23 protein-coding genes are annotated in these 25,826 nt (G+C 69.7%); 17 read left to right on the top strand and 6 right to left on the bottom strand.

The features are described from left to right. Window position 1: 1 nt before the first annotated feature. Entirely contained in the window at window positions 2-1,408 is a 1,407-nt protein-coding gene (locus tag OV208_RS07245) for a M16 family metallopeptidase (protein ID WP_267573178.1), read from the bottom strand. A gap of 132 nt (window positions 1,409-1,540) precedes the next feature. Between OV208_RS07245 and OV208_RS07240 the strand changes: the two genes are divergently transcribed. Further along, window positions 1,541-2,368 (top strand): DUF4190 domain-containing protein, encoded by an 828-nt coding sequence (locus tag OV208_RS07240; RefSeq protein ID WP_267573083.1) that lies wholly within the window; start codon window positions 1,541-1,543, stop codon window positions 2,366-2,368. 41 nt (window positions 2,369-2,409) lie between these two features. Here OV208_RS07240 and OV208_RS07235 read toward each other — a convergent pair whose 3' ends face one another. Together OV208_RS07235 and dnaA are read right to left on the bottom strand one after the other, a co-directional pair. Continuing rightward, on the bottom strand, window positions 2,410-3,180 hold the full coding sequence (locus OV208_RS07235) for a hypothetical protein (RefSeq protein WP_267573082.1): 771 nt from the start codon (window positions 3,178-3,180) through the stop codon (window positions 2,410-2,412). A gap of 498 nt (window positions 3,181-3,678) precedes the next feature. Then, a complete protein-coding gene (gene dnaA, locus OV208_RS07230; RefSeq protein WP_267573081.1) occupies window positions 3,679-5,034 on the bottom strand; it encodes a chromosomal replication initiator protein DnaA in 1,356 nt (451 codons plus the stop codon). 485 nt (window positions 5,035-5,519) lie between these two features. On the opposite strand from dnaA, the gene OV208_RS07225 reads away from it, so the two are divergent. The 9 genes from OV208_RS07225 to OV208_RS07185 all read left to right on the top strand — a co-directional run bounded on the left by OV208_RS07225 (window position 5,520) and on the right by OV208_RS07185 (window position 12,622). Beyond that, window positions 5,520-6,230, top strand: coding sequence for a hypothetical protein (locus OV208_RS07225; protein ID WP_267573080.1), 711 nt, complete (start codon window positions 5,520-5,522; stop codon window positions 6,228-6,230). Window positions 6,231-6,433: 203 nt separating this feature from the next. Further along, window positions 6,434-6,586, top strand: a complete 153-nt coding sequence (gene rpmH / locus OV208_RS07220) for a 50S ribosomal protein L34 (protein ID WP_120537283.1) — start codon at window positions 6,434-6,436, stop codon at window positions 6,584-6,586. A 12-nt stretch (window positions 6,587-6,598) separates the two neighbouring features. Next, window positions 6,599-7,021, top strand: coding sequence for a ribonuclease P protein component (gene rnpA, locus OV208_RS07215; RefSeq protein WP_372241095.1), 423 nt, complete (start codon window positions 6,599-6,601; stop codon window positions 7,019-7,021). Beyond that, window positions 7,018-7,236, top strand: coding sequence for a membrane protein insertion efficiency factor YidD (gene yidD / locus OV208_RS07210; RefSeq protein ID WP_120537285.1), 219 nt, complete (start codon window positions 7,018-7,020; stop codon window positions 7,234-7,236). Before rnpA ends, yidD begins: the two co-directional genes overlap by 4 nt. Before the next feature lie 52 nt (window positions 7,237-7,288). Continuing rightward, window positions 7,289-9,109 carry a membrane protein insertase YidC gene (gene yidC / locus OV208_RS07205; RefSeq protein ID WP_267573079.1) on the top strand — a complete coding sequence of 607 codons (1,821 nt, stop codon included), beginning with the start codon at window positions 7,289-7,291 and terminating at the stop codon, window positions 9,107-9,109. Next, window positions 9,106-9,897, top strand: a complete 792-nt coding sequence (locus OV208_RS07200) for a hypothetical protein (RefSeq protein WP_267573078.1) — start codon at window positions 9,106-9,108, stop codon at window positions 9,895-9,897. Before yidC ends, OV208_RS07200 begins: the two co-directional genes overlap by 4 nt. A gap of 59 nt (window positions 9,898-9,956) precedes the next feature. Then, a complete protein-coding gene (locus OV208_RS07195) occupies window positions 9,957-10,184 on the top strand; it encodes a hypothetical protein (protein ID WP_120545607.1) in 228 nt (75 codons plus the stop codon). A gap of 294 nt (window positions 10,185-10,478) precedes the next feature. Next, the gene (locus tag OV208_RS07190) at window positions 10,479-11,936 is read left to right on the top strand and encodes a tRNA modification GTPase (RefSeq protein ID WP_267573077.1); all 1,458 of its coding nucleotides are present in this window, start codon (window positions 10,479-10,481) and stop codon (window positions 11,934-11,936) included. A 77-nt stretch (window positions 11,937-12,013) separates the two neighbouring features. After that, a complete protein-coding gene (locus OV208_RS07185) occupies window positions 12,014-12,622 on the top strand; it encodes a Uma2 family endonuclease (RefSeq protein WP_267573076.1) in 609 nt (202 codons plus the stop codon). A gap of 256 nt (window positions 12,623-12,878) precedes the next feature. Here OV208_RS07185 and OV208_RS07180 read toward each other — a convergent pair whose 3' ends face one another. Then, window positions 12,879-13,874 (bottom strand): general secretion pathway protein GspE, encoded by a 996-nt coding sequence (locus OV208_RS07180; protein ID WP_267573075.1) that lies wholly within the window; start codon window positions 13,872-13,874, stop codon window positions 12,879-12,881. A gap of 373 nt (window positions 13,875-14,247) precedes the next feature. Between OV208_RS07180 and OV208_RS07175 the strand changes: the two genes are divergently transcribed. After that, window positions 14,248-14,766: a cysteine dioxygenase gene (locus tag OV208_RS07175; protein ID WP_267573074.1), complete on the top strand. Its 519-nt coding sequence runs from the start codon at window positions 14,248-14,250 to the stop codon at window positions 14,764-14,766. A 3-nt stretch (window positions 14,767-14,769) separates the two neighbouring features. Here the strand turns inward: OV208_RS07175 and sppA are convergent, their stop codons facing one another. Beyond that, entirely contained in the window at window positions 14,770-16,566 is a 1,797-nt protein-coding gene (sppA, locus tag OV208_RS07170) for a signal peptide peptidase SppA (RefSeq protein WP_267573073.1), read from the bottom strand. Between the two features lie 366 nt (window positions 16,567-16,932). Further along, window positions 16,933-17,490 (bottom strand): hypothetical protein, encoded by a 558-nt coding sequence (locus OV208_RS07165; RefSeq protein WP_267573072.1) that lies wholly within the window; start codon window positions 17,488-17,490, stop codon window positions 16,933-16,935. Window positions 17,491-17,739: 249 nt separating this feature from the next. Between OV208_RS07165 and OV208_RS07160 the strand changes: the two genes are divergently transcribed. The 6 genes from OV208_RS07160 (at window position 17,740) to rsmG (ending at window position 25,686) form a co-directional block, all read left to right on the top strand. Beyond that, entirely contained in the window at window positions 17,740-20,553 is a 2,814-nt protein-coding gene (locus OV208_RS07160; RefSeq protein WP_267573177.1) for a M16 family metallopeptidase, read from the top strand. 28 nt (window positions 20,554-20,581) lie between these two features. Then, entirely contained in the window at window positions 20,582-21,055 is a 474-nt protein-coding gene (locus OV208_RS07155; protein ID WP_267573071.1) for a macro domain-containing protein, read from the top strand. Window positions 21,056-21,129: 74 nt separating this feature from the next. After that, window positions 21,130-21,804 carry a glutathione S-transferase family protein gene (locus OV208_RS07150; RefSeq protein ID WP_267573070.1) on the top strand — a complete coding sequence of 225 codons (675 nt, stop codon included), beginning with the start codon at window positions 21,130-21,132 and terminating at the stop codon, window positions 21,802-21,804. 248 nt (window positions 21,805-22,052) lie between these two features. Beyond that, window positions 22,053-22,619 (top strand): hypothetical protein, encoded by a 567-nt coding sequence (locus OV208_RS07145; RefSeq protein WP_267573069.1) that lies wholly within the window; start codon window positions 22,053-22,055, stop codon window positions 22,617-22,619. 489 nt (window positions 22,620-23,108) lie between these two features. Continuing rightward, window positions 23,109-24,956 carry a tRNA uridine-5-carboxymethylaminomethyl(34) synthesis enzyme MnmG gene (mnmG, locus tag OV208_RS07140; protein ID WP_267573068.1) on the top strand — a complete coding sequence of 616 codons (1,848 nt, stop codon included), beginning with the start codon at window positions 23,109-23,111 and terminating at the stop codon, window positions 24,954-24,956. A 76-nt stretch (window positions 24,957-25,032) separates the two neighbouring features. Then, window positions 25,033-25,686, top strand: a complete 654-nt coding sequence (gene rsmG, locus OV208_RS07135) for a 16S rRNA (guanine(527)-N(7))-methyltransferase RsmG (protein ID WP_120533117.1) — start codon at window positions 25,033-25,035, stop codon at window positions 25,684-25,686. Window positions 25,687-25,826: the final 140 nt, after the last annotated feature.

Genomic DNA, 25,826 nt, shown 5'->3' with positions numbered 1-25,826 from the left:
GTCAACGGGCCTCCTTGCCCGAACCGGAAGACGGCGGCGCGCCCTTGCTGGACGGCACCGCGTGGAGGACGACGCGCGCATCGGGACGCAGCACGTCGGTGGCGAACTGCTTCACCAGCGCGGGCGTCACTTCCTGGTAGCGCGCCAGGTCCTGCGCGACGTAGCTGGGCTCGCCCACGAACTGGTTGTAGCTCTGCAGCGTGTCGGACTTGCTGCCGGAGCCGCCCACGGCCTGCAGGCCCGCCAGCTGACGCGTGTCATAGCGGGTGCGCGCGCGGACAATCTCTTCCTGCGTGACGCCCTCCTTGCGGACCTCGTCCAGCACCGCGTCGATCTCCGTCTTCAGCGCGTCCGTGGTGACGCCGGGCCGGGCCACCGCCTCGATGGTGAAGACAGACTGCGCGCCTTGGCTCTGCTGCGTGGCGTCCACGCTCTGCGCCAGCTGCTTGTCCAACACCAGCCGCCGGTACAGGCGGCTCGCGCGGCCGGTGCCCAGCGCGGTGGCGAGCACGTCCGCCGTCGCGTCCCCGGGCTTCAGGTACGGGGCGGTGAGCCACGCCATGGAGAGCAGGGGCAGCGTGGCCACCTTCTCGTCGTGGCGGATGACCGTCTCGCGCGTGACCTTCACGGGCTTCACGTCGGGGCGCTTGGGCTTGGGGCCGGAGGGCAGCGTGGCGAAGTACTTCTCCACCAGCGCCTTGGTCTTCGCGACGTCGAAGTCGCCCACGATGGCGAGCGTCGCGTTGGCGGGCGCGTACCAGGTGCGGAAGAACGCCTTCACGTCGTCCACGTTGGCCGCGTCCAGGTCCTTCATGGACCCGATGACGTTGCCTGAATACGGATGCGGGGCCGGGAACAGCGCCTGCCACGCCTTCTCCTGCGCTTCACCGTAGGGGGCGGTCTCCACGCCCTGGCGGCGCTCGTTCTTCACCACCTCACGCTGGGTCTCCAGCTTCTTCTCCGTGAGGGCATCCAGCAGGAAGCCCATGCGGTCGCTCTCCAACCACAGCGCGGTCTCCAGCAGGTTGCTGGGCACGGTCTCGTAGTAGTTGGTGCGGTCGAAGCTGGTGGTGCCGTTGAGGTCGGAAGCACCCGACTGCTCCATCAGGGCGATGTGCACGTCGTCCGCCACGTGCTTGGAGCCCTGGAACATCATGTGCTCGAAGAGGTGCGCGAACCCGGTGCGGCCCGGCTGCTCGTCATAGGCGCCCACGTGGTACCAGATGTTGACGGCCACCACGGGCAGCTTGCGGTCCACGGAGAGGATGACCTCCAGGCCGTTGGGCAGCGTGTACTTCTCATACGGAATGGCCAGGTTTTCGCGGCCGGGCTCCAACGGCTTCGCCTCGGGCTGCTGGGCGAGCGCCGGAGACCCCAGCAACAGGGCCGCGGCGGCGAGGGCCTTCAATCGGGACAAGGTTCCTCCTCGGTTCAGGACAGTGCTTCGCGCGCTTAACACGCGCCTCGGGGCCTGTAAGCCCGAAGGCGACCGGGTGGGCGTCGAGGTGCCGGAGGGTGCTCTCCGTGAGACACTGCGGCCATGTTCCTGGAGGTGCCCCCTTCCGCGCAGCCGCACTGCGCCGCCCACCCCGAAGTGCTCGCGGGTGGCACGTGTTCCCGCTGTGGCGGCTTCATCTGCGCGGATTGCGTCAGGACCCCGCTGGGGAGTGAGCGCATCTTCTGCGTCGCCTGTTCGCAGCGCCCGGAGGTGGACTACCTGGAGGCCTTCCGCCTGGAGTACTGGGGCCGGCGCGACTCCTGGACCTGGACGGTGGGGATGCTGACCCTGGCCCTGGTGCTGGGTGTGTTCGTCTCCCTCGCGTCCGGGGGGCCGCCCACCCGGAAGGACCTGCTGCTCTCGGCGCTGTTGCTCGCGTCGGTGCCGGTGGGTGGGGCCTTCTTCCTGGGGAAGTCCTGGGCGAGGCACCTGCTGGTGGCGACGCCTTTCCTGCTGGCGCTGGGCGCGAGCGTCGTGGAACCGGCGCAACGCTTCAACCACCTGCTGTCCGCCATTCCCTTCACGTTCGTCGCGGCCCTCATCCACCGCGACGTGCGCACCCGGCTCTTCTTCCGGCAGCCCGTGACGCCCGTCGCGCTGGCGGCGATGTGGAACCGGCTGCGCAACAACCCCACCGCGCGTCAGGCATTCCACTTCGGTTTGAGCAGCTTGTTCATGCCGTTGCTCTCACCGATCGCGGTGGTGTGCGGCGTGGTGGGGCTGATGCGTGTGAACACCCGGGCGCATCCGCCCATCGGGCGGCGGGGGCAGGCCATCGCCGGCATCGTCCTGGGGGTGGTCAGTCCGCTGCTGTGGGTGTTCGTCCTGAACTACCTCGACCAGCGCTTCGGGTGGGTGCGAAAGGATTGAGGGGGGCCTCGCTGTTCCGGGCCCCTCCTCTCCTGGGAGGCTCAGAAAGAATGTGGGCTCATCGAGCCGTGGGCGCGGAGGTTGTCGCGCACGTGTTCCCCGGCGCCCTGGCACTCACCGCGGGCTTCGTCCAGGAGGATCTCGGACGCGTCCGTCCGGGTCAGGTCCCCCTTCTGGAAGCATGACGCCAGGGGCAGGCCCTGGAGCCACGTGTCCTGCTGGAACACCACGCGCAGGGAGCCGGCTTCCTTCACCACGACGTCGGTCGGGGCCTCGAAGCGCAGCACCTCTCCGGCCGGCAGCGTCAGGTCCAGGGTCCAGGCCTTCGACTCCTGGAAGTAGCGCGTGTGGGCATTGAAGCCATTGCCCGCCAGTTGGAAGGCGACCCGCCGGTAGGAACTGGGGGGAATCTCCAGCGGCGGAGTCATTTCACCCGTCGCCAGGTTCACGGAGACCGGCCCCGCGAGGATGACCGTGGACTGTCCACCGTCCTTCACGCAGTCCGTTCCGGCGGGAAGAGAATCCCTCACGTCCGAGCAACTGTCGCCCGAGCCCAACTCCAGACGGATGTCAGCCAGCGTGGCGCTGGCGCCCTCCAGTTGGAAACCGAGCCCATCATCCGAAGTGATGTTGGGAAGCGAGGGAGGGGACTCCATGGCTCGGACACCAGAGGCCAGGGCCCCATTGCCGGCGATGAGCGACGGCTTGAGGGCGAACACGAGCCGGGTGTGGACGCCCGACTCACCACAGCCGGAGAACCCCAGGGACAGTAAAGGCAGACACAGCAGACGCGACCACGAAGGAATGGGCATGGCGGGAGATTGAAACAAGGAGGGAACGTTCCGGCCGGCGTTCCCGTGAGGGACCCCGAGGGTCCCGGTGCAAGGCATCAGGTCCCGACCGGGAATGATGCAGGGTGGATGAAACGAAAAACCTCAGAATGTGAAGACATACGGGTTAGGTCCTGGTGGACGATGGCGTTGGCGGTGGATACCTGACGCAATACGCAGCGTCCCGGCCGGGCTGGTCGTTCCCTGCCTCCAGTCCCCTTCGAGCGGCCCCTGGAGGCCCCGGGTTCCCGGCTGCCCCGCCACGGAGTCGGCGCACGTCATCCGCGGGGACCGCAGCAGGAGGTCAGACCCAGCGCGATGACGGGAAGGCCACAAGCGTGCGGCCATGAGATGTGGGGCATGTCGGAAGTGCGGCGTCAGGGGGAGCGCCTCCGGCCGAGCGTCCCGTTCGGCGGACCCCGTCAGGGTCCGCGACCGCGCAGCATGCCCGGAGCCGGGGACGCCGCGCGAGCCCCCACGTCACATCCCGCCGAGCTTCGTTTCCAGTTCCGACAAATCGCGGTGCACGCTCGGGTCCGTTTCCCGCAGGCCCTCCATCTTGCGCACGGCGGAGATGACGGTGGAGTGGTCCTTGTTGAAGCGGGACGCGATCTCCGGAAACGAGCTCTTCGTCAGCTTGCGGCTCAAATACATGGCCACTTGGCGCGCGTGGGCCAGGGCCTTGTGGCGCCGGTCTTCCTTCAGCGCCTCCACGGTCAGCTTGTAGAAGCGGGCCACCTCGCGCTGGATGGCCTCCACGTCCACGGTGCGCTGCGCGGGCAGGATGTCCCGCAGCACCTGGGCCGCGAACTCCTCCGTCACCGGCTGGCGCGTGAGGCTGTGCATCGCGGACAGCTTCACGAGCGCGCCTTCCAATTCGCGCACGTTCTTCTGCACGTGCCGGGCGATGAAGTGCGCCACGGGGTCCGGCAGGTTCAGGCCCTCCTGCTCCGCCTTCTTCTGGAGGATGGCGACGCGCGTCTCGTAGGTGGGCTCGCGGATGTCCGCCATCAGGCCCATGGCGAAGCGGCTGCGCAGGCGGTCCTCCATGCCCGGCACTTCCGCGGGCACCATGTCGCTGGTGAGCACGATGGCCTTGTTGAGGCTGAAGAGCGTTTCGAAGGTGTAGAAGAACTCCTTCTGCGTCTCCTCGCGCTTGCCCAGGAACTGGATGTCGTCGATGAGCAGCACGTCGCACTCTTCGCGGAACTTCCGGCGGAAGTCCGTCATGCGGTGCTCGCGCACGCTCTCCACGTACTCGTTGGTGAACTGCTCGCTGGAGAGGTAGACGACGCGCTGGGTGGGGTCCTTCTCCCAGATGTGATTGCCCACGGCCTGGAGCAGGTGCGTCTTGCCCAGGCCGGTGCCGCCGTAGATGTAGAGCGGGTTGTAGTTGTGGCCCGGGCGGTGGGCCACGGCCTGCGCGGCCGCGGCGGGGAGCTGGTTGCTGTCCGCCACCACAAAGGTGTCGAAGGTGAAGCGCGCGTTGAGGCGGGACGGCCGCGCGGAGTTCACCTTCACGGTCGGGGCGGGCGGCAGGTTCGCGGACGGCGGAGGACCGGCGACGACCTCATAGGCGACGCGGCCCAGCGAGGGCTCCAGCCGGGACAGGTGCGTCTCCAGCATGGCGCGGTAGTGGTCATCCACCCAGTCGCGGAAGAAGCGGTCGGGCACGCCCAGGACGAGGGCGTTCTCGCGCACCTCCAGGGGGGGCATCCGCTCCAGCCACGTCAACGCGTAGTGGAGGCCCTCCTGGCGGATGGCTTCCAGCGTGCGGGTCCAGATGACTCCGGCACTGGGCAGCGACGGCGGGGCTTGAGTGGCCAGGGCGTTCACACGGAGGCTCGAAGGACGGTGCGGAGGGGAGAACCAGCGGGCGTCCGGCCGTGCTAACAGAGGGTTTCTGGGCGATCAAGGAACCGGCCAGAAGCCCAACAGTTTCCAGGGGTTCACCCACCTGGAGTGATCTGTGGTGGATCCACCCACGGCATGGGTGTCGGAGCGCTGCGGATCCGCCCTGCCTTGCCCTGCGTGGATCCCTTCCGGACGGATCTTCCGAAGTGTTCCGGTGGGTTGTGAAGGACTTGTCCATGGTAGGCGTGGAGGTGGGCGGAGTCTCCACCTGAACGGATCAGCGGTCGGCCGGTCAGAACCGACCAGGACCGTGCGTGATGGTGCGGGAGTCTTGCGCTGGACGGACTTCGGTGCCCCGTTGTCTGGATCCACTGGCCTCCCTTGGAAGTCCGCGCGAACGCATCACCGCCTCCCGGGACCCCCTCATGAAAGAGTCTTCTCCATAATGACTCAGTGAAAGGCAGGACATGAGCATGGATGAGGATGCGCGAAGGACCCTGTTCGCCACGGTGGACGGGGGGCGGACGTTCCTGGTCCACCGGTTCGACCCACCTGGGGAACGCACGTCCTACGAGGTCTCGCTGCATCGGAACTACCTGACGTCCGCTCCCGAGAGGCTGCCCCTTCCGCAGGACTTCCCGGAGGACTTCGCTTCGGAAGCGGAGGCCCTGGACCGGATCCGCCAGCAGTGGCAGGTCGACGCGGCGGAGTTCCAGGACGTCCGTCTGGGCCGCCAGGTGGACATCGACTTCGTGCAGGCGCTGAAGCTCGGAACGGTCGAACCCCTGCGCGCCGGGATGTCTACCGAAGCCGTGGTGGCCCTGCTGGGAGTCCCGGAGGCCGTGATGTCCGCGGTGGAACCCGGGGACGTCTGCTGGTTCCTTGGCTCCGTGCAACTGCTCATGCGGGATGGCCGGCTCCAGTCCTTCGAAATCGATCGGGGCGAGGGGCGCTTCACAAGCCTGCGCTTCACGGGGTGGTTCCTGGAGCCCCGAATCTCCCGGAGTCGGCTCGAAGAGGCGCTGACCTCGCACGGAGTCGGCTACTCCGAGGTGTCCTACCTGGGCGGCCAGGTCCTCTGGGTCGCGGGCGCCCGGTCGCACAGCGGCTTCCTGTTCGACTTCTACGACGAGGAGCGGCTCCACGCGCTCTACTGGAACCTCGCCCCACCGGTGTAGGCGGGCCGGTGGATCGCATTCCTTGCCCCCTCCCCCCTTTTCCCACATGATCGCCCGCGTCCACCCGTCCCCGTGCAACAGGGATGGGGCAGGGTGATCCTGTGATTGACTTGTCCAGGAAATAGGGTTACGGACGCCCCCTTTCCAATGTACGGGTCGCGCCGGGAGTTTCGGGCGCCGCCTTCAGCTCTCAGGGAGTAGTCGTGTCCAAGCGCACGTACCAGCCGTCGAAGATCCGGCGCAATCGCGCCCACGGGTTCCGGAAGCGGAACGGCACCAAGTCCGGCCGGGATGTCCTCAAGCGCCGCCGCGCGAAGGGCCGTAAGCGGTTGGTGGTTTCGTCGTTCAAGAAGTAACTGGACGCACGTGTGATGGCCGAGGGAGCGGCGCCGCGGGTGCCTCAGGCAACCGGCGAGCGCTTCCCCAAGGCCTTTCGCCTGCTTCAGCGACGTGAGTTCCTGGAGGTTCAGGAGGGCGGTCAGAAGCTACCGTCCGACTGCCTCCTGGCGCTCGTCCAACGCAACAACCGGGCGCACTCCCGCGTGGGGCTCACCGTTTCCAGCAAGGTGGGCAACGCGGTGGTGCGCGCGCGTCTTCGCAGGGTGCTGCGCGAGCTGTTCCGCAAGCGCCGCGCGCAATGGCCTCCCGGTCTCGACGTAGTCCTGGTCGTTCGCTCCTCGGCGAAGGAGGCTTCCTTCGCGCAAGTTTCCCGTGCGTTCGACGGCGTCACCCGTAAGCTGCAACGGCTCTTTCCGGCACCGCCCGTGCCTCCTAAAGAGCCAGCCCCATGAGTCCACTCGCCTTCGTCATCGCCCTGCCCATCCGCTTCTACCGGCGGTTCCTGGGGCCGCTGCTGCCGAAGGCGTGTCGGTTCCATCCCTCGTGCTCCACCTACGCCATGCAGGCGCTGGAGAAGCACGGAGGCCTCAAGGGCAGTGCCTTCACCGTCTGGCGCCTGCTGCGCTGCCAGCCATTCCACCCCGGCGGATTCGATCCCGTCCCCTGACGGTTTGCTTCCGCCCGCCCCCCGGCCCTCCGCCGCCGGCTGAGGGAACTCCATGACGAACGACCCGCTGTCGCCCCAGTCCAACGATTCGCAGAAGCGACTGCTCCTGGCGCTCGCCCTCTCCTTCGCTGCCACCGCCGCCTACACCTTCTTCTTCGCCCCCAAGACGCCGACGGACGCGGTGGGCACGGATGGCGGCGTGGAGATGGCCGCCACCCTGGACGCGGGCACCCCGGCGGTCGCCGCCGTGCCGCCTCCCGGAACGCCCACCGGTGACGCCGCGGGCACCCCCGGCGAGGCCCCTCCGCCCCCCGTGCGCACCGCCGACGTCGCCCGTCCGGAGGTCAAGTACACCTTCTCCTCCGAGGGCGCCGGCCTCACCTCCGCCGTGCTCCAGGGCGTGAAGATGCGCGAGCAGCAGTCGCTCACCGTGAGGGAGGGCTTCGAGAAGCTCTTCGGCAAGGAGATCCCCCCGCCGCCGCAGATGAACGTGGCGCACCCGGTGGCCGGTCAGCCCCTGCCGCTCGCGGTGACCATCGAGGGCGGCGCGCCGCTCGCGGCGAACACCCGCTACACGGTGCAGGAGAACCCCACCGACAACGGCGGCACCGTCGTCTTCACCGGCCGCCAGGGCCCGTGGGAAATCACCAAGACGGTGCTGTGGCCTCGCGACGGCTTCGAGTTCGCCTACACCCTCCAGGTGCGCAACACTTCCGCCCAGGCGCAGTCGGGCGAGCTGAAGCTGCACTACAGCCGCGCCATCGACCCGGAGTTCGAACACGCGCCGTCCTTCTTCGGCGGCGTGGGCAACCTGAGCCGCTCCGCGTGCTGGGTGGGGGATGAGCTCCACAAGATGTCCCCGGGCGACAAGCCGCCGGAGGACACGCGCGGGCAGGTCTCCTTCTTCGGCATCGACCAGCAGTACTTCCTGTCCGCGCTCTACCCGCTGGACGGGCCCATCGCCGGCCACTGCACGCTCACCGCCACGCCCACCGCGCGCGAAGTGGCCGCGGCCTTCCCGCTCAACGTCGCCCCCGGCCAGACGACCACGTTCCGCTTCGGCGGCTACCTGGGCCCCAAGGATCCGGAGCTGCTGCGCCCGGCGCCCGGCGCGGAGCTGCGCGCGGTGGCCAACCTGCCCGCGACGACGTACCACCCGATGCTGGAGGACACGGTCGACTTCGGCATCTGGGCGGTGGTCTGCAAGCTGCTGCTCTCCATCATGCGGTTCTTCCACGGCATCGTGGGCAACTGGGGCGTCGCCATCATCCTGCTCACCGTGGTGGTGAAGCTGGCGCTGCTGCCGCTCACCTACCGCTCCATGGTCAGCATGGAGGCGGTGAAGGTGCTGCAGCCGAAGATGGAGGAGATCCGCAAGAAGTTCGCGGAGGACAAGGAGCGCCAGAACCTGGAGATCATGAAGCTGTACCAGGAGGCGAAGGTGAACCCCCTGGGCGGCTGTCTGCCGCTGCTCATCCAGATGCCGGTGTGGATCGCGCTCTTCACGTCGCTGCGCAACAGTTTCGAAATCTACGGCGAGCCGTTCGTCGGGCCCATCTGGCGGGACCTCACGTACAAGGACCCCACGTACCTGCTGCCGCTGGCGCTGGGCGTGTCGATGATCATCACGCAGAAGATGCAGCCGCAGATGATGGACGCGGCGCAGGCCAAGATGATGACCTGGGTGATGCCCATCATCTTCACCTTCACGCTTCTCCAGTACCCGGCCGGTCTGTCGCTCTACATCTTCACGAACAACGTGCTCTCCATCGGGCAGCAGTACGGCCTGCGCAAGTGGCTGGACCGCAAGAAGGGCCAGACGGGCGGCGGGACACCGGCGGTGGTCACCGCTGGGGGAGGCAAGCGCAAGTGAGCGGGCCGCAGGGAACGCAGGTCGCGGGCGGGGCGGACTTCCGCCCCCGGGTGGAGCAGCTGCTCACGGACATCCTCGGGCTGATGGGCTTCCCGGCCCGGCTGGACCTGCAGGACGCCGCCGACGGCAGTCTGTCCGTCGCGCTGCACTTCGAGTCCGGCCCGCCTCCGGGCGTGGAAGCTGGCAAGCGCAGCCAGGTGCTGGATTCGCTCCAGTTCCTGCTCAACAAGATGCTCCACCGCCCCGGTGTCGAACGGCGGTGGGTGATGCTGGGCGCGGGCGGCCACCCGGAACCCAGGCCGCGTCGCGAGGCGGCGCAGGCCCAGGCCTCCGCTCCCGTGGCGACCGTGGCCCAGGTGGCGGCGGCTTCCGCTCCGGCACAGCCGGCCCGGACCGCCCCCGCACCGGCCGCGCAGCCCGCCCGGGCGGCTCGGGGTGCGCAGCCCGCGGCCCAGGCTCCGAAGGCCGCGGCCGCGCAGCAGGGCCCGGCGAAGGGGTCGGAGACGGACGAGCGCTCGGTGCAGTGTGAAGAGGATGCCGTGCTGCGAGAGGCCGTCCGCAAGCTCGCTGAGAAGTCCGCCAGCCTGGGGCGCTTCTATGCGTTCGCCGCGATGAAGACGGAGGACCGCGCGCGCGTCCTCAGGGCAGTAGAAGGAGTAGGAGGCGTGAAGGTGGCGGCCGAAGGCGAGGGCCGCAACCGACGCGTGGTGTTCACTCCGGCGAAGCCCGCCCCGATGCCCAAGCGGAGCATGCTGCCGGACGATGACGAAGACGACGTCGACGCCTGAGCGGGCGCCCGGAAGGGCCCGTCCATGCCGCCGGCGGGCGTCTGGGAGCAGAGGAGCGAATGGGTAAGTCGAAGGGTTTGAAAGACAAGTTGTACGGCGCGGCGGTGCTGAAGATGAGCTTCCGCCTGCGCGGGGACGAGGAGTCCCCTGCCTTCCGCTTCGTCTATCCGGGCGTGCTGCGCGACCTGCAGGTCGAGGACGCCGAGGTGGAGAAGTACATCGAGGCACACCGTGACGACGTGGAGCGCGCCGCCCGGGGTTCCACCCCGCCGCAGGGGCCCCGGTAGTTCCGTACCCGCCGGGAGGAGCCGCCGGACCGCCGAGATGCGCCCTCGCCGGCGGTGGTGCGGACGGTGGGTGTCAGTCATTCGACCTTCGAGGGCAATGACGGGGGCGTCTACGTGACGCGGGACACTCGCGTGAAGCTGGTCCACTCGACGCTGCTTCCCGGAATCCAGGCGGAGTCCAGGGCGCTTCGGGCATGCATCCTGTCGTCGAATGACACCAAGGCATTGAACGCCAACTGCATTTGATTGCCGTGTGAAGGAGCGCCTGCTTCTGGTGCCCTCCCCTGCCCCGCCATGACGACGCTTCCTTCCGCCACCATCGTCGCCCTCGCCACCGCGCCCGCCACGGGGGCGGTGGGCATCCTCCGGGTGTCCGGGCCGGCTGCGCTGGAGGTGGGCCGTGCGCTCGCGCCTGGAGTTCCCGAGGTGCCCACGCCGCGCCATGCGTACCTGGCCACGTTCGTGGACGCGGCGGGCGGTGTGCTGGATGAGGGCTTGTTCCTCTACTTCCGCGCGCCCCAATCCTTCACCGGGGAGGACGTGGTGGAGCTCCAGGCCCATGGCAGTCCGCGCCTGCTGCGGTTGTTGCTCGCGCGGACGCTGGAGGATGCCCGTGTCCGCCCTGCCCTTCCCGGCGAGTTCACCCGGCGCGCGTTCCTCAATGGCCGCATCGACCTGACCCGCGCGGAGGCGGTCGCGGACCTGGTGGCCGCTGATTCCGAAGCGGCCGTGCGCGCCGCGGCGGCCGGGCTCTCCGGGGTGCTGGCGGAGCGGATCCGCGCGCTGGAGGAACCGCTGCGCGCGCTCCACGCCGACCTGGAAGGGGTCCTCAACTTCCCCGACGAGGCGGAGGGCGCGGACGAGGATGCGGGGCCTCGGGTCGCGGTGCTGCGAACCGAAGCGGAGGCCCTGCGCGCGGAGGTGGGGCGGGGGAGGCTTGTGCGTCAGGGGGCTCGGGTGGCCCTGTACGGCCCGGTGAACGCGGGCAAGTCCACGCTGTTCAACCGGCTGGTGGGCGAGGACCGCGCGCTCGTGGATGCGGAGCCCGGCACCACCCGGGATGCCCTGGAGGCCCGCGCCGAATGGGATGGGTTGGGTGTGACGCTCTATGACACCGCCGGTTTGCGCGAGGCCCCCGGGCGCGTGGAGGCCCTGGGCATCGCGCGAACGCGGGACCTGCTCGCGGCCGTGGATCTGGCGGTGCTCGTGTTGGCGCCGGAGGCTTCCGGGGAAGAGACCACGTCCTGGATGCACGAGGCTGGTGCCACGCCCGTGCTTGTCGTCACCGGGAAGTGCGATGTGGCGCCCGGGCTCGCGAGCAATGCGCGCGAAGGCGGCACGGCGTTCATCGCTGTGACGGCCTCCGCTTCGCCATCGTCCGGAGGGGCTGTGCCCGACGCTCCCTCGTTGGGCCTGGGCGCTGCATCCGAAGCGTCCCTCCCCTCCCCCAGGCCTCGCGTCAGCGGCCTCACGGGCGAGGGCGTGGAGGGGCTGCGGACCTCCGTGCTCGCGCGGTTGTGGGGCGGTGGCACTCCCTCCGCGGTGGCCCTGGTCTCCGAGCGCCATGCGGATGCCCTGCGTCGCACCGCCGAGGCGCTGGGCCGCGCGGAGGAGGCCTCGCGCGTGTCCACCCTGGAGGTCCTCTCCGGTGAGGTCGGGCTCGCGCTGGAGGCCTTGGGGGAAGTGTCCGGAACGAGCGTTTCCGAAGCACTTCTGGACACCCTTTTCCAGCGCTTCTGCATCGGGAAATAGCCGTCCGCCGGGCGCCGTCCGGCATGTCAGACCCCTCCCTAGAATGCCTCGCGTTACCCGGCGCTCCCCGAGGATTCATGACGGCACTTCAGCACCTTCAGCCCACCTCCCACTCCCTGCTCTCGGCGCTGCCGTCGGGCTGGGTGGGTGAAATCCTCGATGGCGAGCTGGTGGCCTCGCCTCGGCCTTCCGTGGCGCCCGCGCGCGCGGCCTTCATGATGGGGGTGGAGTTGGGAGAGCGGTTGGACCAGCGTCGCGGGGGCAACGGCCGGTGGTGCTTCCTGCGCGCCCCGGAGCTGCACCTGGGTGAGGACATCCTCGTGCCCGACCTGGCTGCGTGGCGCCGTGAGCGCGTGGCCGCGCCGCCGGAGCCCGGTGCCGCCTTCTTCACCCTGGTTCCGGACTGGATCTGCGAGGTGCTCACCCCCGCCACCACCGCGCTGGACCGGGCGCGCAAACTGCCCCTGTACGCCCGCGCCGGGGTCTCCCATGTGTGGCTCGTGGATCCGCTCGCTCGCACCCTGGAGATCTACCAGCGCATCAAGCGCGGATGGCTCCTCACCGCGAGCCACGAGGACGACGCCCTGGTGCGCGCCGAGCCCTTCCCTTCCGTGTCCCTGGAGCTGGGGGCGCTGTGGCTTCCCGAGGTGTCGGAGGAGATGCCCCGCCTCATCGCGCTGCCCTGATCCGCGAGACCTCCGGGCCCGCCTCGCGTCGGATCCTCCGCGCGAGTTGGAGCGGATCCGTCTCCAGTCCGTGCCCGTGGCTCCGACCCCTCCGGCGAAGTGCGACGTGGATCCGCCTTCAGCCAGGGCCAGGGGTTGTCCTGGACCGTGCGGCTCGGATCCGCTTCCAGCCAGGACCAGGGTCCAGGGGCTGTCCTGGACCGTGCGGCGCGGATCCGTGTGCTTGGCGGATCCGCTTCCGCGCCAGCGAGGTCCTTCAGCTCGCGTGCTTGAGGCGCGCCTCGTCGGAGACGCGCGACAGGCGCCGAACCGCCCGCAGGAGCAGCTCCGGATCCACAGGCGCCGCCACGAAGCCTCGGGCATGCACCGCCTGCGCGCGGGGCAGGTCGCGCTCCGGGGCCTTGCCGGCCACCAGCACCTGCGCCCGTAGCCGCTGCGCCAGCACCTCCATCGCGGGCAGTGGCGCCACCACCACCTGCGTCTCCCCCGCCGCGCACACGTCCCCGGTGCTCGCCACCTTCACCGTGAAGCCCGCGTCGCCCAGCACCCGCACCAGCCCGGCAGCGGCTTCCGCACCCCAGCCGTACACCAGCACCTGCTCGAGCACCGTCACCCGCGTCGCCAGCACCGGCACCGGCGTCCGAGCAGGCTCCAGGGGCGCGAGCATCGGCAGGCCCAGGGCCTCACCTTCCGGGGCCTCCATCTGCGTCAGCTCCGCCAGGGACGAGCCCACCACCAGGGGCAGCGTCTCGTCCCACTCGGGCAGCGAGAAGCCCTCCATCCCCGGACGGCGCTGCGGCGTCGCCGACTCGCCCCGGTACATCCGCCCGATGGCCCGGCCCAGCGCCGCGTCCGTGGCCAGCAGCGGCACCACCCTCGCCTTGCCGGACACGCTCTTCACCACGTCCAGCGCCGCCAGACTCGCCGGCGCGGCGATGGCCACCACCAGCGCCATGTCGCGGGGGCCGTGGCCCTCCAGCCGCAACGGCACCACCCGGTGCGCCTCCGCTACCTTCACGGGGATCAGCTTCGCGAGCGCCAGGTCCAACGGCTGGGCGTCCAGGTCCACCGCCGCCACGCCAGACTGCGCAGCCAATGCGGACAACACCGCCTCCGCCGTGCAGAAGCGCTGGTCCACCACCACCTGCCCGAGCGCCACGCCCCATTTGCGCTGGTACGCCAGCGCCGACTGCAACTGCATCGCATCCACCACACCCCGCGCGAGCAGGATGTCCCCCAAACGCTTCTTCATTGCTCGCTCCCCTCGGCCCCCCTCGGTACTCCGGCCGGGTCGACCTGCCACCACTAGCCTCCCCCTGTACCCTAGGGAGGTGTAAAATTACAGCGAAACCGAACGGCAGCCGGGCAACCAGGCGCTGGCGGAGCAGGTCCCCGTGAAACGCCGGAGGTGGATCCGCCCGGGTGATTCCCGTGCGTTCGCCGTCGTTGAACGGACGAAGTCCCAATCCTTGAGGGGGGGACGACAGAGCGGACGTTCACCGGTCAACCCGAGGGTGGCCGGATGTCGGAGACGTTCCTAGCCTGTAAGCATGGCTGATGCGTGCCTGAGAGAATTCGTGCGGATGCTCCGCGCGCGGCGGTCGTCCCCCGGCGGATTGGCGGGTGTGGACGCCTCCATGGCGGGGCTCCGGTTGGAGCCCTCCAGTCTCAAGCCCTACCTTCATTTCCTACCCGGCCGTTACACGCGCAACCTGGTCCACCGGGACGAGGGCCTGGAGATCATCGTCAACTGCTGGTCCCCGGGCGTGTCCTCGCCCATCCACGACCATGACGGGCAGGAGTGCTGGTTCAGCATCCAGCGCGGCAAGTTCCTCCTGGAGAACTACCCGCTGCTGGCGGGCGGAACCGGCCCGGGCATGGCGCGGCTGGGGGCACCGGAGCGGGTGGGCCCGGTGGGCGCGGGGCACGTGGACTTCCGTGACGCCGGCGCGCCCATCCACCGCGTGTGTTCCACCAGCGCCCCGGGCGTGACGCTGCACGTGTACGCCGGGCCGGTGGCCAGCTGTCTCGTCTTTGATCCGCGCCGCAACCGCTGCGCGGCGCATTCCCTGCGCTACCACAGCATCTTCGGGCGGCCGGTGCGGCCCGACGAAGGCCGCACCTCCCAGCCTGTCTACGTCTGACGGCTACCAGCGCACTTCCGGCGCGGGGGCGTACAGCATGCGGCCCTCGCGGCCCTGCGACGTCAGCCCCAGCTTCGCGCCCACCCGGTACACGGCCCGCACCTGCTCCAGCAACTGGGGTGACACGCCCGCCTGCGTCCCGGCCGCTTCGTCGTCGCTGTTGTCCGCGTCGCTCTTGCCCAGCAGCTCCGACAGCACCTCGCCCGTGGCCTTGGGACGCGGGAACACCTGGAGGCGCACCGGGGCGTCCTTGTCCAGCTTCGCGGCCTCCTTCGCCAGCGCCAGCGCCGTCGCGTAGCCGCCGAGCGCATCCACCAGCCCGCGCTCCTTCGCGTCCTCGCCCGTCCACACGCGGCCCCTCGCCACCGCCTGCAATTGCTCCAGCGGCATGTTGCGCAGCTGGGCCGCGCGGGTGGTGAAGTCCTGGTAGATGGCGTCCAGTTCGGACTCGAACCGCGCGCGCTGCTCGGGGGTGAACTCCAGGTCCGTGCTGCCGTAGGAGGCGTTCTTCCCGAAGTCGATCGTGTCGAAGTTCACGCCGAACTTCGCCCAGAACTCCGCGGTGACGAACTTGCCGTTGTACACGCCGATGCTCCCCGTCAGCGTGCCCGGCTGCGCGACGATCTTGTCCGCGCCCATGGCCGCGAAGTAGCCGCCGCTGGCCGCGTACGTGCCCATGGTGACGATGACGGGCTTGCCCGCCTCGCGCGCCCGCTGCACCTCGCGGCGGATGGTGTCGCTCGCGGAGTAGCTGCCGCCCGGGCTGTCCACGCGGAAGAGGATGGCCTTCACGTTCGGGTCCGCCACCGCCTTGCGGAAGGCCGCCGCCACCGTGTCCGCGCCCATCACCTGCCCGCCGGAGAGCGGGTTGGATTCGCTCTTGCCGCGCTGCACCTCGCCCACGCCGTAGATGAGGGCGATGGTGGACCCCGTCTGGTGCGGACGGCCCGCGCGCTCCAGGTACTTGTCCACGTAGAGGAACCGGGCGCCGTCACCGGCGTGCTTCTTCAGCTCGTCGTAGATTTCGTCGCGGTAGCGCAGCCCGTCCACCAGCTTCGCGTCCAGGGCCTTCTGGCCCATGAAGGGTCCCTGGTCGATGAGCGAGCGCACCTCGTCCTCGGACAGCTTGCGGCCCTCGGCCACGCCCTTCACCACCTGGCCCAGGAGGCTCTTGCCGTAGGCCTCCGTGGCCTCGCGCTGGTGGGCGCCGTAGGACTCGTCGGTGAAGGTGTTGACGGCGCTCTTGTACTCGGAGCGCTTGCCGTACTCCGCCTTCACGCCGAACTTCGCGAAGGCGTCACGCGCGAAGGGCGTCTCCACGGAGAGGCCCGTGAGCCCCACGTCGCCGGAGGGCTGGATGTAGACGGCGTCGAAGGCGCTCGCCAGGTAGTAGGCCCCGGTGCCGTTGCCCGCCTCCCCGAAGCCGTCCGCGTACGCCACCGCCCGCTTGCCCGTCGCGCGGAAGGCCTTCACCGCGTCCCGCAGCTCCTGCACCTGCGAGGAGCTGCCCGGCTGCCCCACCCGCACCACCAGCGCCTTCACCCGGGAGTCCGTCCCGGCCTTCTCCAGCGCCTCCACCACGTCCCGCAGCGACGTGGGCGTGTCCCCGAAGGCGCCCGCGAACGACGTGTCCAGCGTGTACTCCGGCAGCGGCTGCTGGAGGTCCAGCTCCAGCACCATGTTGGAGGGCACGTCCGGCTTGCTCGACGACGCGAGCATCAACAACCCCACCACACCCACCACGAAGAGGACGGACAGCGCTCCAATGAAGGCCAGCGCGCCGATGAAGAAGCGTTTCATCCGGAAGGAACTCCTGGTGTCCACGTGCCCGAGGGACGGCCCCCCGACTCAGGGCGGCCTACCATCAACGCACGCGCGGGACGATGCTTGCCTTGCACGGGGTGATGGACGGCGGACGGCGGGCGGGCCGGCGACCTGGCCCTGAACCGCGGTGCCCACGGTGCACCCCCTCCCCTGGGGAGCCGCGACGGTCACCCAGGCAGGGCAGGCGGGGCCCCGCGCCCTTCTTCTTTCGCTCCCCGGGAGGCACGGATGCAGAAGCGACGGCTGGGCAATTCCGACATGAACCTCACGGTGCTGGGGTCTGGCGCGTGGGCCATGGGCGGGGGCGGTCGGGTGCATTGGGCCGCCCTGTGTCTTGGAGGCTCAGGATTTCCCGGCTCCGTCCAGATGCAGTTCCAGTATCTCGATGCGCTGCCGGTCGGAGTCCTGTTCTTCCGCGAGCCGGTGGATGGACCTGCTCACCCGCTCGAGCATCCTTCCATGCGTGCTCTTGACGCCTCCCAGTTCTCGCGCCAGGGCCAGGAGATGGGTGGAGAGGCCCTCCAGACTTTCTCGAAACGTGTCAGTGCTTTCGAAGAGCACTCCGACATGCCCGGACATCTCATCGGTGCGCTCGAAGAGTGTCCGTGTCTGTTCGGAGAGCACCCGTGTCTGTTCGAAGAGCACCCGTGTCTGTTCGAAGAGCACCCGTGTCTGTTCGAAGAGCACCCGCGTTTGAGCCGAGAGTTCCCGTGACCGCGCGAAGAGCACTCGCGTCCGCTCGAAGTGCAGTCTTGAGTGCGCCAGAAGCATCTCGGTCTGCCGGATGACTGCGTCAATCACCGCGTCCGTCCGCGCATACTGGACCTTGGCTTCCTCCTGCATTTCGCGGAACTCACGCAGCATCTGCATCACCACATCCCCGCCCATCGCCTTCGCCATGCCGTTCCTCCTGTGGAGAGCGGGTCTCCTATCAACCCCTCCTGACATGGGAGGCCTCCACCCCTGGGAGCGGATCCGCGCCAGGATACCGTACAACCTCCTGGGTTGGAAGCGTGGGACCCGACCCGCCACGGCCCGCAGGGTCCTTCCGTGGACGCCCGGCCACCGGGCTTGGCGATGCTCGGGATGGTAGGACCCCCTGGGGCGGTTAGAAGTCCCGTGCCCACTCCCCCGTACCCCGAGGACCGCATGCCGCGTCGTACCCCGCTCGCCCTGCTGGCCGTCCTGCTCGTGGCCGGCCCACCCGTGTGGGCCGCCCCCGCCGCGAAGCCCGCCGTCACCGCGACTGCTCGCTCGCAGGCGAAGCCGTCCGCCACCACCCCCGTGGCGAGCGTCGAGGGCATCACCGAATACCGCCTGCCCAATGGCCTTCGCGTCCTGCTCTTCCCGGACCCGACCAAGCCCACCTTGACGGTCAACGTCACCTACCTCGTGGGCAGCAAACACGAGGGCTACGGCGAGACGGGCATGGCCCACCTGCTCGAACACCTGATGTTCAAGGGCACGCCCACCACCCCCAACGTGCCCCAGGCCCTCACCGAACGCGGCGCGCGTCCCAACGGCACCACCTGGTTGGATCGCACCAACTACTACGAGACCCTGCCCGCGTCGGACGACAACCTGAAGTGGGCCCTCACCTTCGAGGCGGACCGCATGGTCCACAGCTTCATCGCGCAGAAGGACCTCGACAGCGAGATGACCGTGGTGCGCAACGAGTTCGAATCCGGCGAGAACGATCCGCGCGGCATCCTCTTCAAGCGCACCATGAGCGCCGCCTACCTCTGGCACAACTACGGCAAGGCCACCATCGGCGCCAAGGCGGACCTGGAGCACGTCCCCATCGACCGGCTCCAGGCCTTCTACCGGCGCTACTACCGCCCCGACAACGCGGTGCTCGTCGTCGCCGGCAGCTTCCAGCCCGCGAAGGCCCTGGCCCTGGTGCAGTCCACCTTCGGCAAGCTTCAGCGCCCCGCCACGCCCGTGCCCCTGACGTACACCCAGGAGCCCACCCAGGACGGTGAGCGCGAGGTGACGCTGCGCCGCGTGGGCGACAATCAATTGATCACCAGCCTCTACCACGTGCCCGAAGGCGCCCACCCCGACTTCGCCGCCATCGACGTGCTCACCGAGGTGCTGGGAGACGCGCCCTCCGGCCGCCTCTACAAGGCGCTCGTGGAGACCAAGAAGGCCGCGCGCGTCAGCGCCTTCAACTTCCAACTGCGCGACCCGGGCGTGGTGGGCTTCAGCACCGAGGCCCGGCAGGACCAGCCGCTCGCCCCCGTGCGCGAGGCGCTGCTCCAGACCGTGGAGGCGGCGGCGAAGAAGCCCTTCACCGACGAGGAGGTGAACCGCGCGAAGACGAGCCTCGCGAAGCAGACGGAGCTGCTGCTCAACAACTCCGAACGCGCCGCCATCCTCCTGTCGGAGTGGGCCGCCGTGGGCGACTGGCGCCTGCTCTTCCTGCACCGCGACCGCATCGACGCCGTCACCCCCGCGGACGTCACCCGCGTGGCCACCGCGTACCTCAAGGGCTCCAACCGCACGCTGGGCACCTTCGTCCCCACGGCGAAGCCGGACCGCTCCGAACTGCCCCCCGCCATCGACGTGGCGAAGTCGGTGGAGGGCTACCAGGGCCGCGCGCTGGTCGCGCAGGGTGAAGCCTTCGACCCCTCTCCTTCCAACATCGAAGCTCGCGTGCAGCGCGGTGAGCTGCCCGGCGGAATCAAGTACGCGGTGCTGCCCAAGAAGACGCGTGGCGAGATGGTCAACCTGTCGCTCAACCTGCGCTGGGGCACCGAGGAGACCGTGCGCGGCAAGCAGCCCGCCGCCGCGTACGCCAGCCGCATGCTGATGCGCGGCACGACGAAGCACACCCGACAGCAGTTGGCCGACGCCCTGGACAAGCTCAAGGCCCGGGTGGGCGTGGACGGCGGCGCGATGGGCGCGAGCGTCTCCATCGAGTGCCCCCGCGCGAGCCTCCCGGAAGTCCTCAAGCTGATGGCGGAAGTGCTGCGTGAGCCCTCCTTCGACGCGCAGGAGTTCGCGGTCCTCAAGCAGGAGCGCCTGGCCGCGTTGGAATCCCAGCGCAGCGAGCCGCAGACGCAAGGCAGCATCGCGTTCTGGCGCATGCTGTCCGCGCACTACCCCAAGGGCCACCCGTACTACGTGGCCACCCTGGAGGAGCGCCTGTCCGACGTGAAGGATGTCTCGCTGGAGCAGGCGCGTGACTTCTACCGTCAGTTCTACGGGGCCTCGAACGGGGAACTCGCGGTGGTGGGTGACTTCGACGCGAAGGATGTCGTCGCGCTCGCGGGCACGCTGTTCAACGCGTGGAAGAGCCCGGGGCCGTATGCGCGGGTGCCAAAGACATATCAGCCCGTGGGCCCCAAGGCGGTCGCGCTGGAGACGCCGGACAAGGCCAATGCCTATTTCCTCGCGGGACAGACGTTGAAGCTGCGCGCGGATGACGCGGACTGGCCGGGCGTGATGATGGGCAACTTCGTGCTGGGCGGCGGCTTCCTCAACTCGCGGCTGGCCACGCGCGTGCGTCAGAAGGACGGGCTGTCCTATGGCGTGGGCAGCAGCGTGGATTCAGGCGACCTGGACGCGGTGGGGTCGTTCCTCACGTATGCCATCTACGCGCCCCAGAATGCCCAGAAGCTGGAGGTCGCCATGCGCGAGGAGGTCACTCGCGCGGTCGACAAAGGCATCACCCAGGAGGAGTTGAACAAGGCGCGCTCGGGCCTGTTGGAGTATCGCCAGACGTCCCGCGCGCAGGATGGAAGTCTGGCGAGCCAGTTGGCCAGCTACCTGTACTTCGGGCGCACGCTCGCGTTCGACGCGGCGCTGGAGGCGAAGCTGCTCAAGCTGACGCCGGAGGATGTGCGCAAGGCGCTGGCGAACCACGTGGACTGGAGCAAGGCCACCCAGGTGCGCGCGGGGGATTTCGCCAGCGCGGCGAAGCAGGCCGCGACGCCCGTCAACGTTCCGGCGTCACCCTGAGCGTCGTGGCTGTGTAAGGTTGCCGTCCATGCCCGTGGACATCGTGGACGGCGACCTGTTGGACCAGCCGGTGGACGCCATCGTCAATGCGTGGAATCGCAACATCATCCCCTGGTGGTTGTTGTTGCCCCAGGGGGTGTCGGGGGCCATCAAGCGCCGGGGTGGCACGGAGCCCTTTCGCGAACTGGCGCGCGTGGGGCCCATGCCTTTGGGCTCGGCGGTGGTGACGGGACCTGGACGTCTGCCTTTCAAGGGCATCATCCATGTCGCCGGCATCAACATGCTGTGGCGGGCCTCCGCCCGGTCCATCCAGGACTCCGTGCACAACGCGCTGACCCGGGCCGGGGAGCAGGGTTTTCGTTCGCTGGCGTTTCCCATCATCGGCGCGGGCTCCGGGAGCTTCGACGAAGCCCGGGCGTTGGAGTTGATGCGGGAGGCCCTGGGGGACGCGCCCGCGTTCGACGTGCGGGTGGTTCGCTTCCGGCCCCCGAAACGGACGTGAGTTTCTGGCGAGCGCCCCTCCCCTGCCCCGGTTAGACGTGGGCACCTTTTTCATACACGCCGAGGGTGACGCGGATGATCGACCTGTACACGTGGAACACGCCGAACGGACACAAGGTGTCGGTGGCGCTGGAGGAACTGGGCCTGCCGTACACGGTGCAGGCGCTGGACATCTCCACGGGCGTGCAGAAGGGGCCCGCGTTCCTGGCCATCAATCCCAATGGCCGCATCCCCGCCATCGTGGACCGCGCGGAGGGGGACTTCGCCGTCTTCGAATCCGGCGCAATCCTCGTGTACCTGGCGGAGAAGACGGGGCGGTTGATGCCCACGGACGCGAAGGGCCGCTCGCGCGTGATGCAGTGGCTGATGTTCCAGATGGGCGGCGTGGGGCCCATGCAGGGACAGGCCAATGTCTTCTTCCGCTACTTCCCGGAGAAGCTCCAGCCGGCCATCGACCGGTACCAGAACGAGACGCGCCGCCTGTACACGGTGCTGGAGCGCCAGTTGAAGGACCACGAGTACCTGGCCGGGGACTACAGCATCGCGGACATCGCGAACTGGGCCTGGGTGCGCATCCACGACTGGGCCGGCGTGTCCGTGGAGGGCCTGCCGGGCGTGCAGCGGTGGCTGGCCGCCATCGAGGCCCGTCCCGCCGCGAAGCGCGGGCTGGAGGTGCCCGCGCGCAAGCAGGAGGACGCGCCCACCGAGGCGCAGGCTGTCGCGTTTGCCCGCTCGCTGTTGCAGCGCTGACCCCTCCCCTGCCCCGCCGTCGCGGCACCTGACGTCCTGGCGCTTTCGGGCGCCAGGCCTCGGCGCACCGAGACGCCGCGCCCCTTCCTTCCGGGGGCGGGCCCCCAGCGCGTCCGGGCCTCTGCGTCTCCGGACAAGTGGCCCGGGTGTGCGCATGATGCAGCCCGGGCCCGCGCAAGACCTTCTTGGCGGCTCGCCCGTGCAAGCCTTCCGGGCGCGGACGCGTCGGAAGCGAGGGAGTGGACGACATGGAAGCGGTGCGGAGCCTGGGCCGATGGGCGGGGCTGTTCGTGGTGGTGGGGCTGTTCGGGGCGTGCACGTCGGGCCGGAGTGAGGCGGTGCGGGGCTCGGCGGGGGCGTCGCGCGACAACGTGGCGATGGACGGCTGCGCGCCGGCCACCTGCTCCCAGGCGATGGTCTCCTGTGGCCGGACGCCGGATGGCTGTGGCGGCTTCATCGACTGTGGCGACTGCGAGGCCGGCACCTGTTCCGAGGGCCGCTGCGTGGCGCCGTCGGTGCCCGCGGGGCCGAAGAAGGACTCCGGCACCCCCACCAGCACCTGCAAGCCCGGGTGCAAACCCAATGAGTCCTGCGTGGACGACCGCTGCGTCTGCCAGCGCGCGACGTGCTCCTCGCTGGGCCTGCGGTGCGGCGCGGCGGAGGACGGCTGCGGCGGCGTGGTGCAGTGCGGCCCGTGCGTGCCGGGGTGCAAGCCGGACGAGATGGAGTGCTGCGGCGCGTGCATCCCGAAGGCGGAGGGTCGCTGCCCGGAGAACGTGCACTGTCCCGCGGCGAAGCCCCTGCCCACGCGCTGACCGGGAGGTGATTTCCGGGCCGGGAGCCTCTGGAAACCGAGGCCCGGAACCCGGATGTCAGACCCCCTCGCTATACCCTTCCCCGTCGCGCACACGGGAAGAAGGCCGGCCTCGCAGGTTCGAGTCCACACCCCATGCGCCCTCACCGCACGGGCAGGCCCGTCTCCCGTGTGTGCGACGCCATGAGAAGGCACGAGACCGGGGGACTCGTGCGGGCAAGTTCCATGGATGCCATTGGCTGTCCACGGGCCAGACGCCACCGGTGTGCCGGGCGCGCTCGTGGATGGAACCAGTGACCGGTGCGCGCGAGGCGGGCGGCGTAGTTACCCCTCCCACCGTCCGCCTCGCGCAGCTTCCGTGAACGGTGATTTGGCTCGGGCAGGGCAGGGGACCGGCCTTCCAAGCACCCCGGCTTGCCACGGACGCGCTCGGGCGTGATACCCCACGGCGTGCCGCTGCTTCCTGGTGCCTTGCGGCCCTCGTGACGCGATGGAACTCCGATACGACATCGTGGTGGTGGGCCTGGGCCACGCTGGCTGCGAGGCGGCGCTCGCGTGCGCCCGGCTGGGCCTGTCCACGCTCGGGGTGACGCTCAAGCGCGACCGCGCCGCCGTGATGAGCTGCAACCCCGCCGTGGGTGGCACCGCGAAGGGCCACCTGGTGCGCGAGATGGATGCGCTCGGCGGACAGATGGGCCGCGTGGCGGACCTCGCCGGCACGCACTTCAAGACGCTCAACCCCTCCAAGGGCCCGGCCGTGCAGGCCACCCGCATCCTCTGTGACCGCGACGCCTACGCGGCCGGGATGCAGGCGGTGCTCTTCTCGGAGCCGAACCTCACCGTGCGCGAAGGCGAAGTGGCCTCCGTTGTCGTGGAGGCGGGGCAGGTGAGGGGCGTCGTGTTGGGGGATGGCACCCAGGTGCTCGCCCGCGCGGTGCTGCTCACCACCGGCACCTTCCTGCGCGCCCTCATGCACGTGGGCGAGCAGAAGGAGGTCGGCGGCCGGCTGGGCGACGACGCCGCTCGCGGCCTCTCCGAATCCCTGCACGCCCTGGGCTTCACCCTGGGCCGCTTCAAGACGGGCACGCCCGCGCGCCTGGCCCGCGACAGCATCGACTGGGACGCTGTCACGCCCCAGCCCGGGGACACCGGCGTGCGGCCGTTCTCCTGGCGCACGCAGGTGGAGATCACGCGGGGCCAGCCGTTCCCGCGCCAGCCCGCCGTGATGTGCGGCCTCACCGCGACGACGCAGGCGACGCACCAGTTGCTGCGCGACAACCTGCACCGCTCGCCGCTGTTCCAGGGGGACATCGTGGGGCGGGGGCCCCGGTACTGCCCGTCGCTGGAGGACAAGGTGGTGCGCTTCGCCGCTCGCGAGCGGCACCAGGTGTTCCTGGAACCGGAAGGCCCCACGTCGCCGCTGGTGTACCCGGCGGGCCTGTCCACGAGCATGCCCGCGGACGTGCAGCTGGACTTCCTGCGCACCATCCCGGGTCTGTCCCACGTGGAGGTGATCCGTTACGGCTACGCGGTGGAGTACGACTTCGCGCCGCCCACGCAGCTGCACCCCTCGCTGGAGACGAAGGCCGTCGCGGGCCTGTACTTCGCCGGGCAGCTCAATGGCACCTCTGGCTACGAAGAGGCCGCGTTCCAGGGCCTGTGGGCGGGACTCCAGGCGGCGCTCAAGGTGAAGGGCGAACCGGCGCTGATCATCGGGCGGGAGGAAGCGCACGGCGCGGTGCTCGTGGACGACCTCGTGACCAAGGGCGTGGACGAACCGTTCCGCATGTTCACCAGCCGCTCGGAGCACCGGCTCAAGCTGCGTGAAGGCAACGCGGACCTGCGCCTCGCTCGGCACGGGCACCGGGTGGGCCTCCTGCCGAAGGAGGCACTGGAGCGGGCCGAGGCTCGGGCCCACGCGGTGACGCAGGAGGTGGCGCGGCTCAAGCGCGTGGGCCTGGCGTTGCGGCTCAAGCGCCCGGAGGTGTCGTACGGGCAGCTCGCGGAAGGCCGCGAGGACTTTCCCGCCCTGACTCCCGACGTCACCGAGGAGGTGGAGGTCGAGGTGAAGTACGAGGGCTACATCGCCCAGGCGGAACGGGCGGCGGCGCGCGAGTCGGAGGCGTCCGACCGGTGGCGGATTCCGGAGGCGTTCCGGTTCGCGGACGTGCGGGGCCTGGGCTCGGAGGCGGTGGAGAAGTTGTCGGCGCACCGGCCCGGGACGGTGGGGCAGGCGCGCCGGATTCCGGGCCTGACGCCGGCCGCGGTGACGCTGCTGCTGGTCGCGCTCAAGCGGGGAAAAGGGGCGCGGGGTGATCAGGAACCGGGCTGTGGATAACGTGTGGACAATTCTGGGGATGAACATCCCTTGAGCAATTCCAGGGGCTTGAAGGTCCCTTCGTGGTGGAGGTGTTGTGGATAACGCGCGGTTCGCAGATCAGCTTGCCTCGGGATGCAGTGCGTTGGGCGTGACGGTGGGCGAGGACGTGGGCCCCCGGCTGCAGCGGCTGATGGCGGAGCTCCTGAAGTGGAACGCGAAGGTGAACCTGACGGCCATCACCGCGCCGGAGGAGGTGCTGGAGAAGCACTTCCTGGACTCGCTCGCGGTGCTACCGGAGGTGACGGGCGCGACGACGCTGCTGGACCTGGGCGCGGGCGCGGGCTTCCCGGGCCTGCCGCTGAAGCTGGTGTTGCCGACGCTGGGCGTGACGTTGGTGGACGCGGTGGGCAAGAAGGTCGCGTTCATCAAGGCCGCGGCGGCGAGCCTGGGCATGACGGGTGTTCGCGGGCTGCATGCGCGGGCGGAGGGCAAGCCGGAGACGGAAGGGATTCCGCGCGCGCAGGTGCTCATCGCGCGAGCGTTCATGGACCTGCCGGACTGGCTCGCGCTGGCACCCGCGTACGTGGAGGAGGGTGGGCGCGTGGTGGCGATGCTCGGCAAGGCGCAGACGGACGCGGAGCTCCAGGCGCGCGCGGCGGAGCGGAACCTGCGCGTGGTGTCCGCCCGTTCGTACCGGCTGCCGTTCTCCGGCGCGGAGCGCCAGGTGGCGGTGTTCGCGAAGGGGTAGGGGAGGGCGGATGTCCCCAGCGGCCCCGGAGCGTGAGCTTCGGGGCCGTTTTCGTTTCCGCGTCCTTCCGTTCGCGGTGCGTGTTCGCCGCGATGGGCGCCCTGGGGCCCTGCGCTCGCGGTAGGACGCGGAGCCAGTGG

It is taken from the genome of Corallococcus sp. bb12-1 (assembly GCF_026626765.1).
GTDB lineage: Bacteria > Myxococcota > Myxococcia > Myxococcales > Myxococcaceae > Corallococcus > Corallococcus terminator.
Note: the sequence above shows the minus strand (reverse complement) of the source record. Positions and strands in the feature narration are given on the sequence as shown.

What these genes read in the sequence shown, in the direction of transcription:
- OV208_RS07240 (WP_267573083.1), top strand. Translation starts at nt 1,541, where the DNA reads ATGTTCCTGGAGGTGCCCCCTTCCGCGCAGCCGCACTGCGCCGCCCAC.
- OV208_RS07235 (WP_267573082.1), bottom strand. Translation starts at nt 3,180, where the DNA reads ATGCCCATTCCTTCGTGGTCGCGTCTGCTGTGTCTGCCTTTACTGTCC.
- OV208_RS07225 (WP_267573080.1), top strand. Translation starts at nt 5,520, where the DNA reads ATGAGCATGGATGAGGATGCGCGAAGGACCCTGTTCGCCACGGTGGAC.
- yidD (WP_120537285.1), top strand. Translation starts at nt 7,018, where the DNA reads ATGAGTCCACTCGCCTTCGTCATCGCCCTGCCCATCCGCTTCTACCGG.
- yidC (WP_267573079.1), top strand. Translation starts at nt 7,289, where the DNA reads ATGACGAACGACCCGCTGTCGCCCCAGTCCAACGATTCGCAGAAGCGA.
- OV208_RS07195 (WP_120545607.1), top strand. Translation starts at nt 9,957, where the DNA reads ATGGGTAAGTCGAAGGGTTTGAAAGACAAGTTGTACGGCGCGGCGGTG.
- OV208_RS07190 (WP_267573077.1), top strand. Translation starts at nt 10,479, where the DNA reads ATGACGACGCTTCCTTCCGCCACCATCGTCGCCCTCGCCACCGCGCCC.
- OV208_RS07185 (WP_267573076.1), top strand. Translation starts at nt 12,014, where the DNA reads ATGACGGCACTTCAGCACCTTCAGCCCACCTCCCACTCCCTGCTCTCG.
- OV208_RS07180 (WP_267573075.1), bottom strand. Translation starts at nt 13,874, where the DNA reads ATGAAGAAGCGTTTGGGGGACATCCTGCTCGCGCGGGGTGTGGTGGAT.
- sppA (WP_267573073.1), bottom strand. Translation starts at nt 16,566, where the DNA reads ATGAAACGCTTCTTCATCGGCGCGCTGGCCTTCATTGGAGCGCTGTCC.
- OV208_RS07165 (WP_267573072.1), bottom strand. Translation starts at nt 17,490, where the DNA reads ATGGCGAAGGCGATGGGCGGGGATGTGGTGATGCAGATGCTGCGTGAG.
- OV208_RS07160 (WP_267573177.1), top strand. Translation starts at nt 17,740, where the DNA reads ATGCCGCGTCGTACCCCGCTCGCCCTGCTGGCCGTCCTGCTCGTGGCC.
- OV208_RS07155 (WP_267573071.1), top strand. Translation starts at nt 20,582, where the DNA reads ATGCCCGTGGACATCGTGGACGGCGACCTGTTGGACCAGCCGGTGGAC.
- OV208_RS07150 (WP_267573070.1), top strand. Translation starts at nt 21,130, where the DNA reads ATGATCGACCTGTACACGTGGAACACGCCGAACGGACACAAGGTGTCG.
- OV208_RS07145 (WP_267573069.1), top strand. Translation starts at nt 22,053, where the DNA reads ATGGAAGCGGTGCGGAGCCTGGGCCGATGGGCGGGGCTGTTCGTGGTG.
- mnmG (WP_267573068.1), top strand. Translation starts at nt 23,109, where the DNA reads ATGGAACTCCGATACGACATCGTGGTGGTGGGCCTGGGCCACGCTGGC.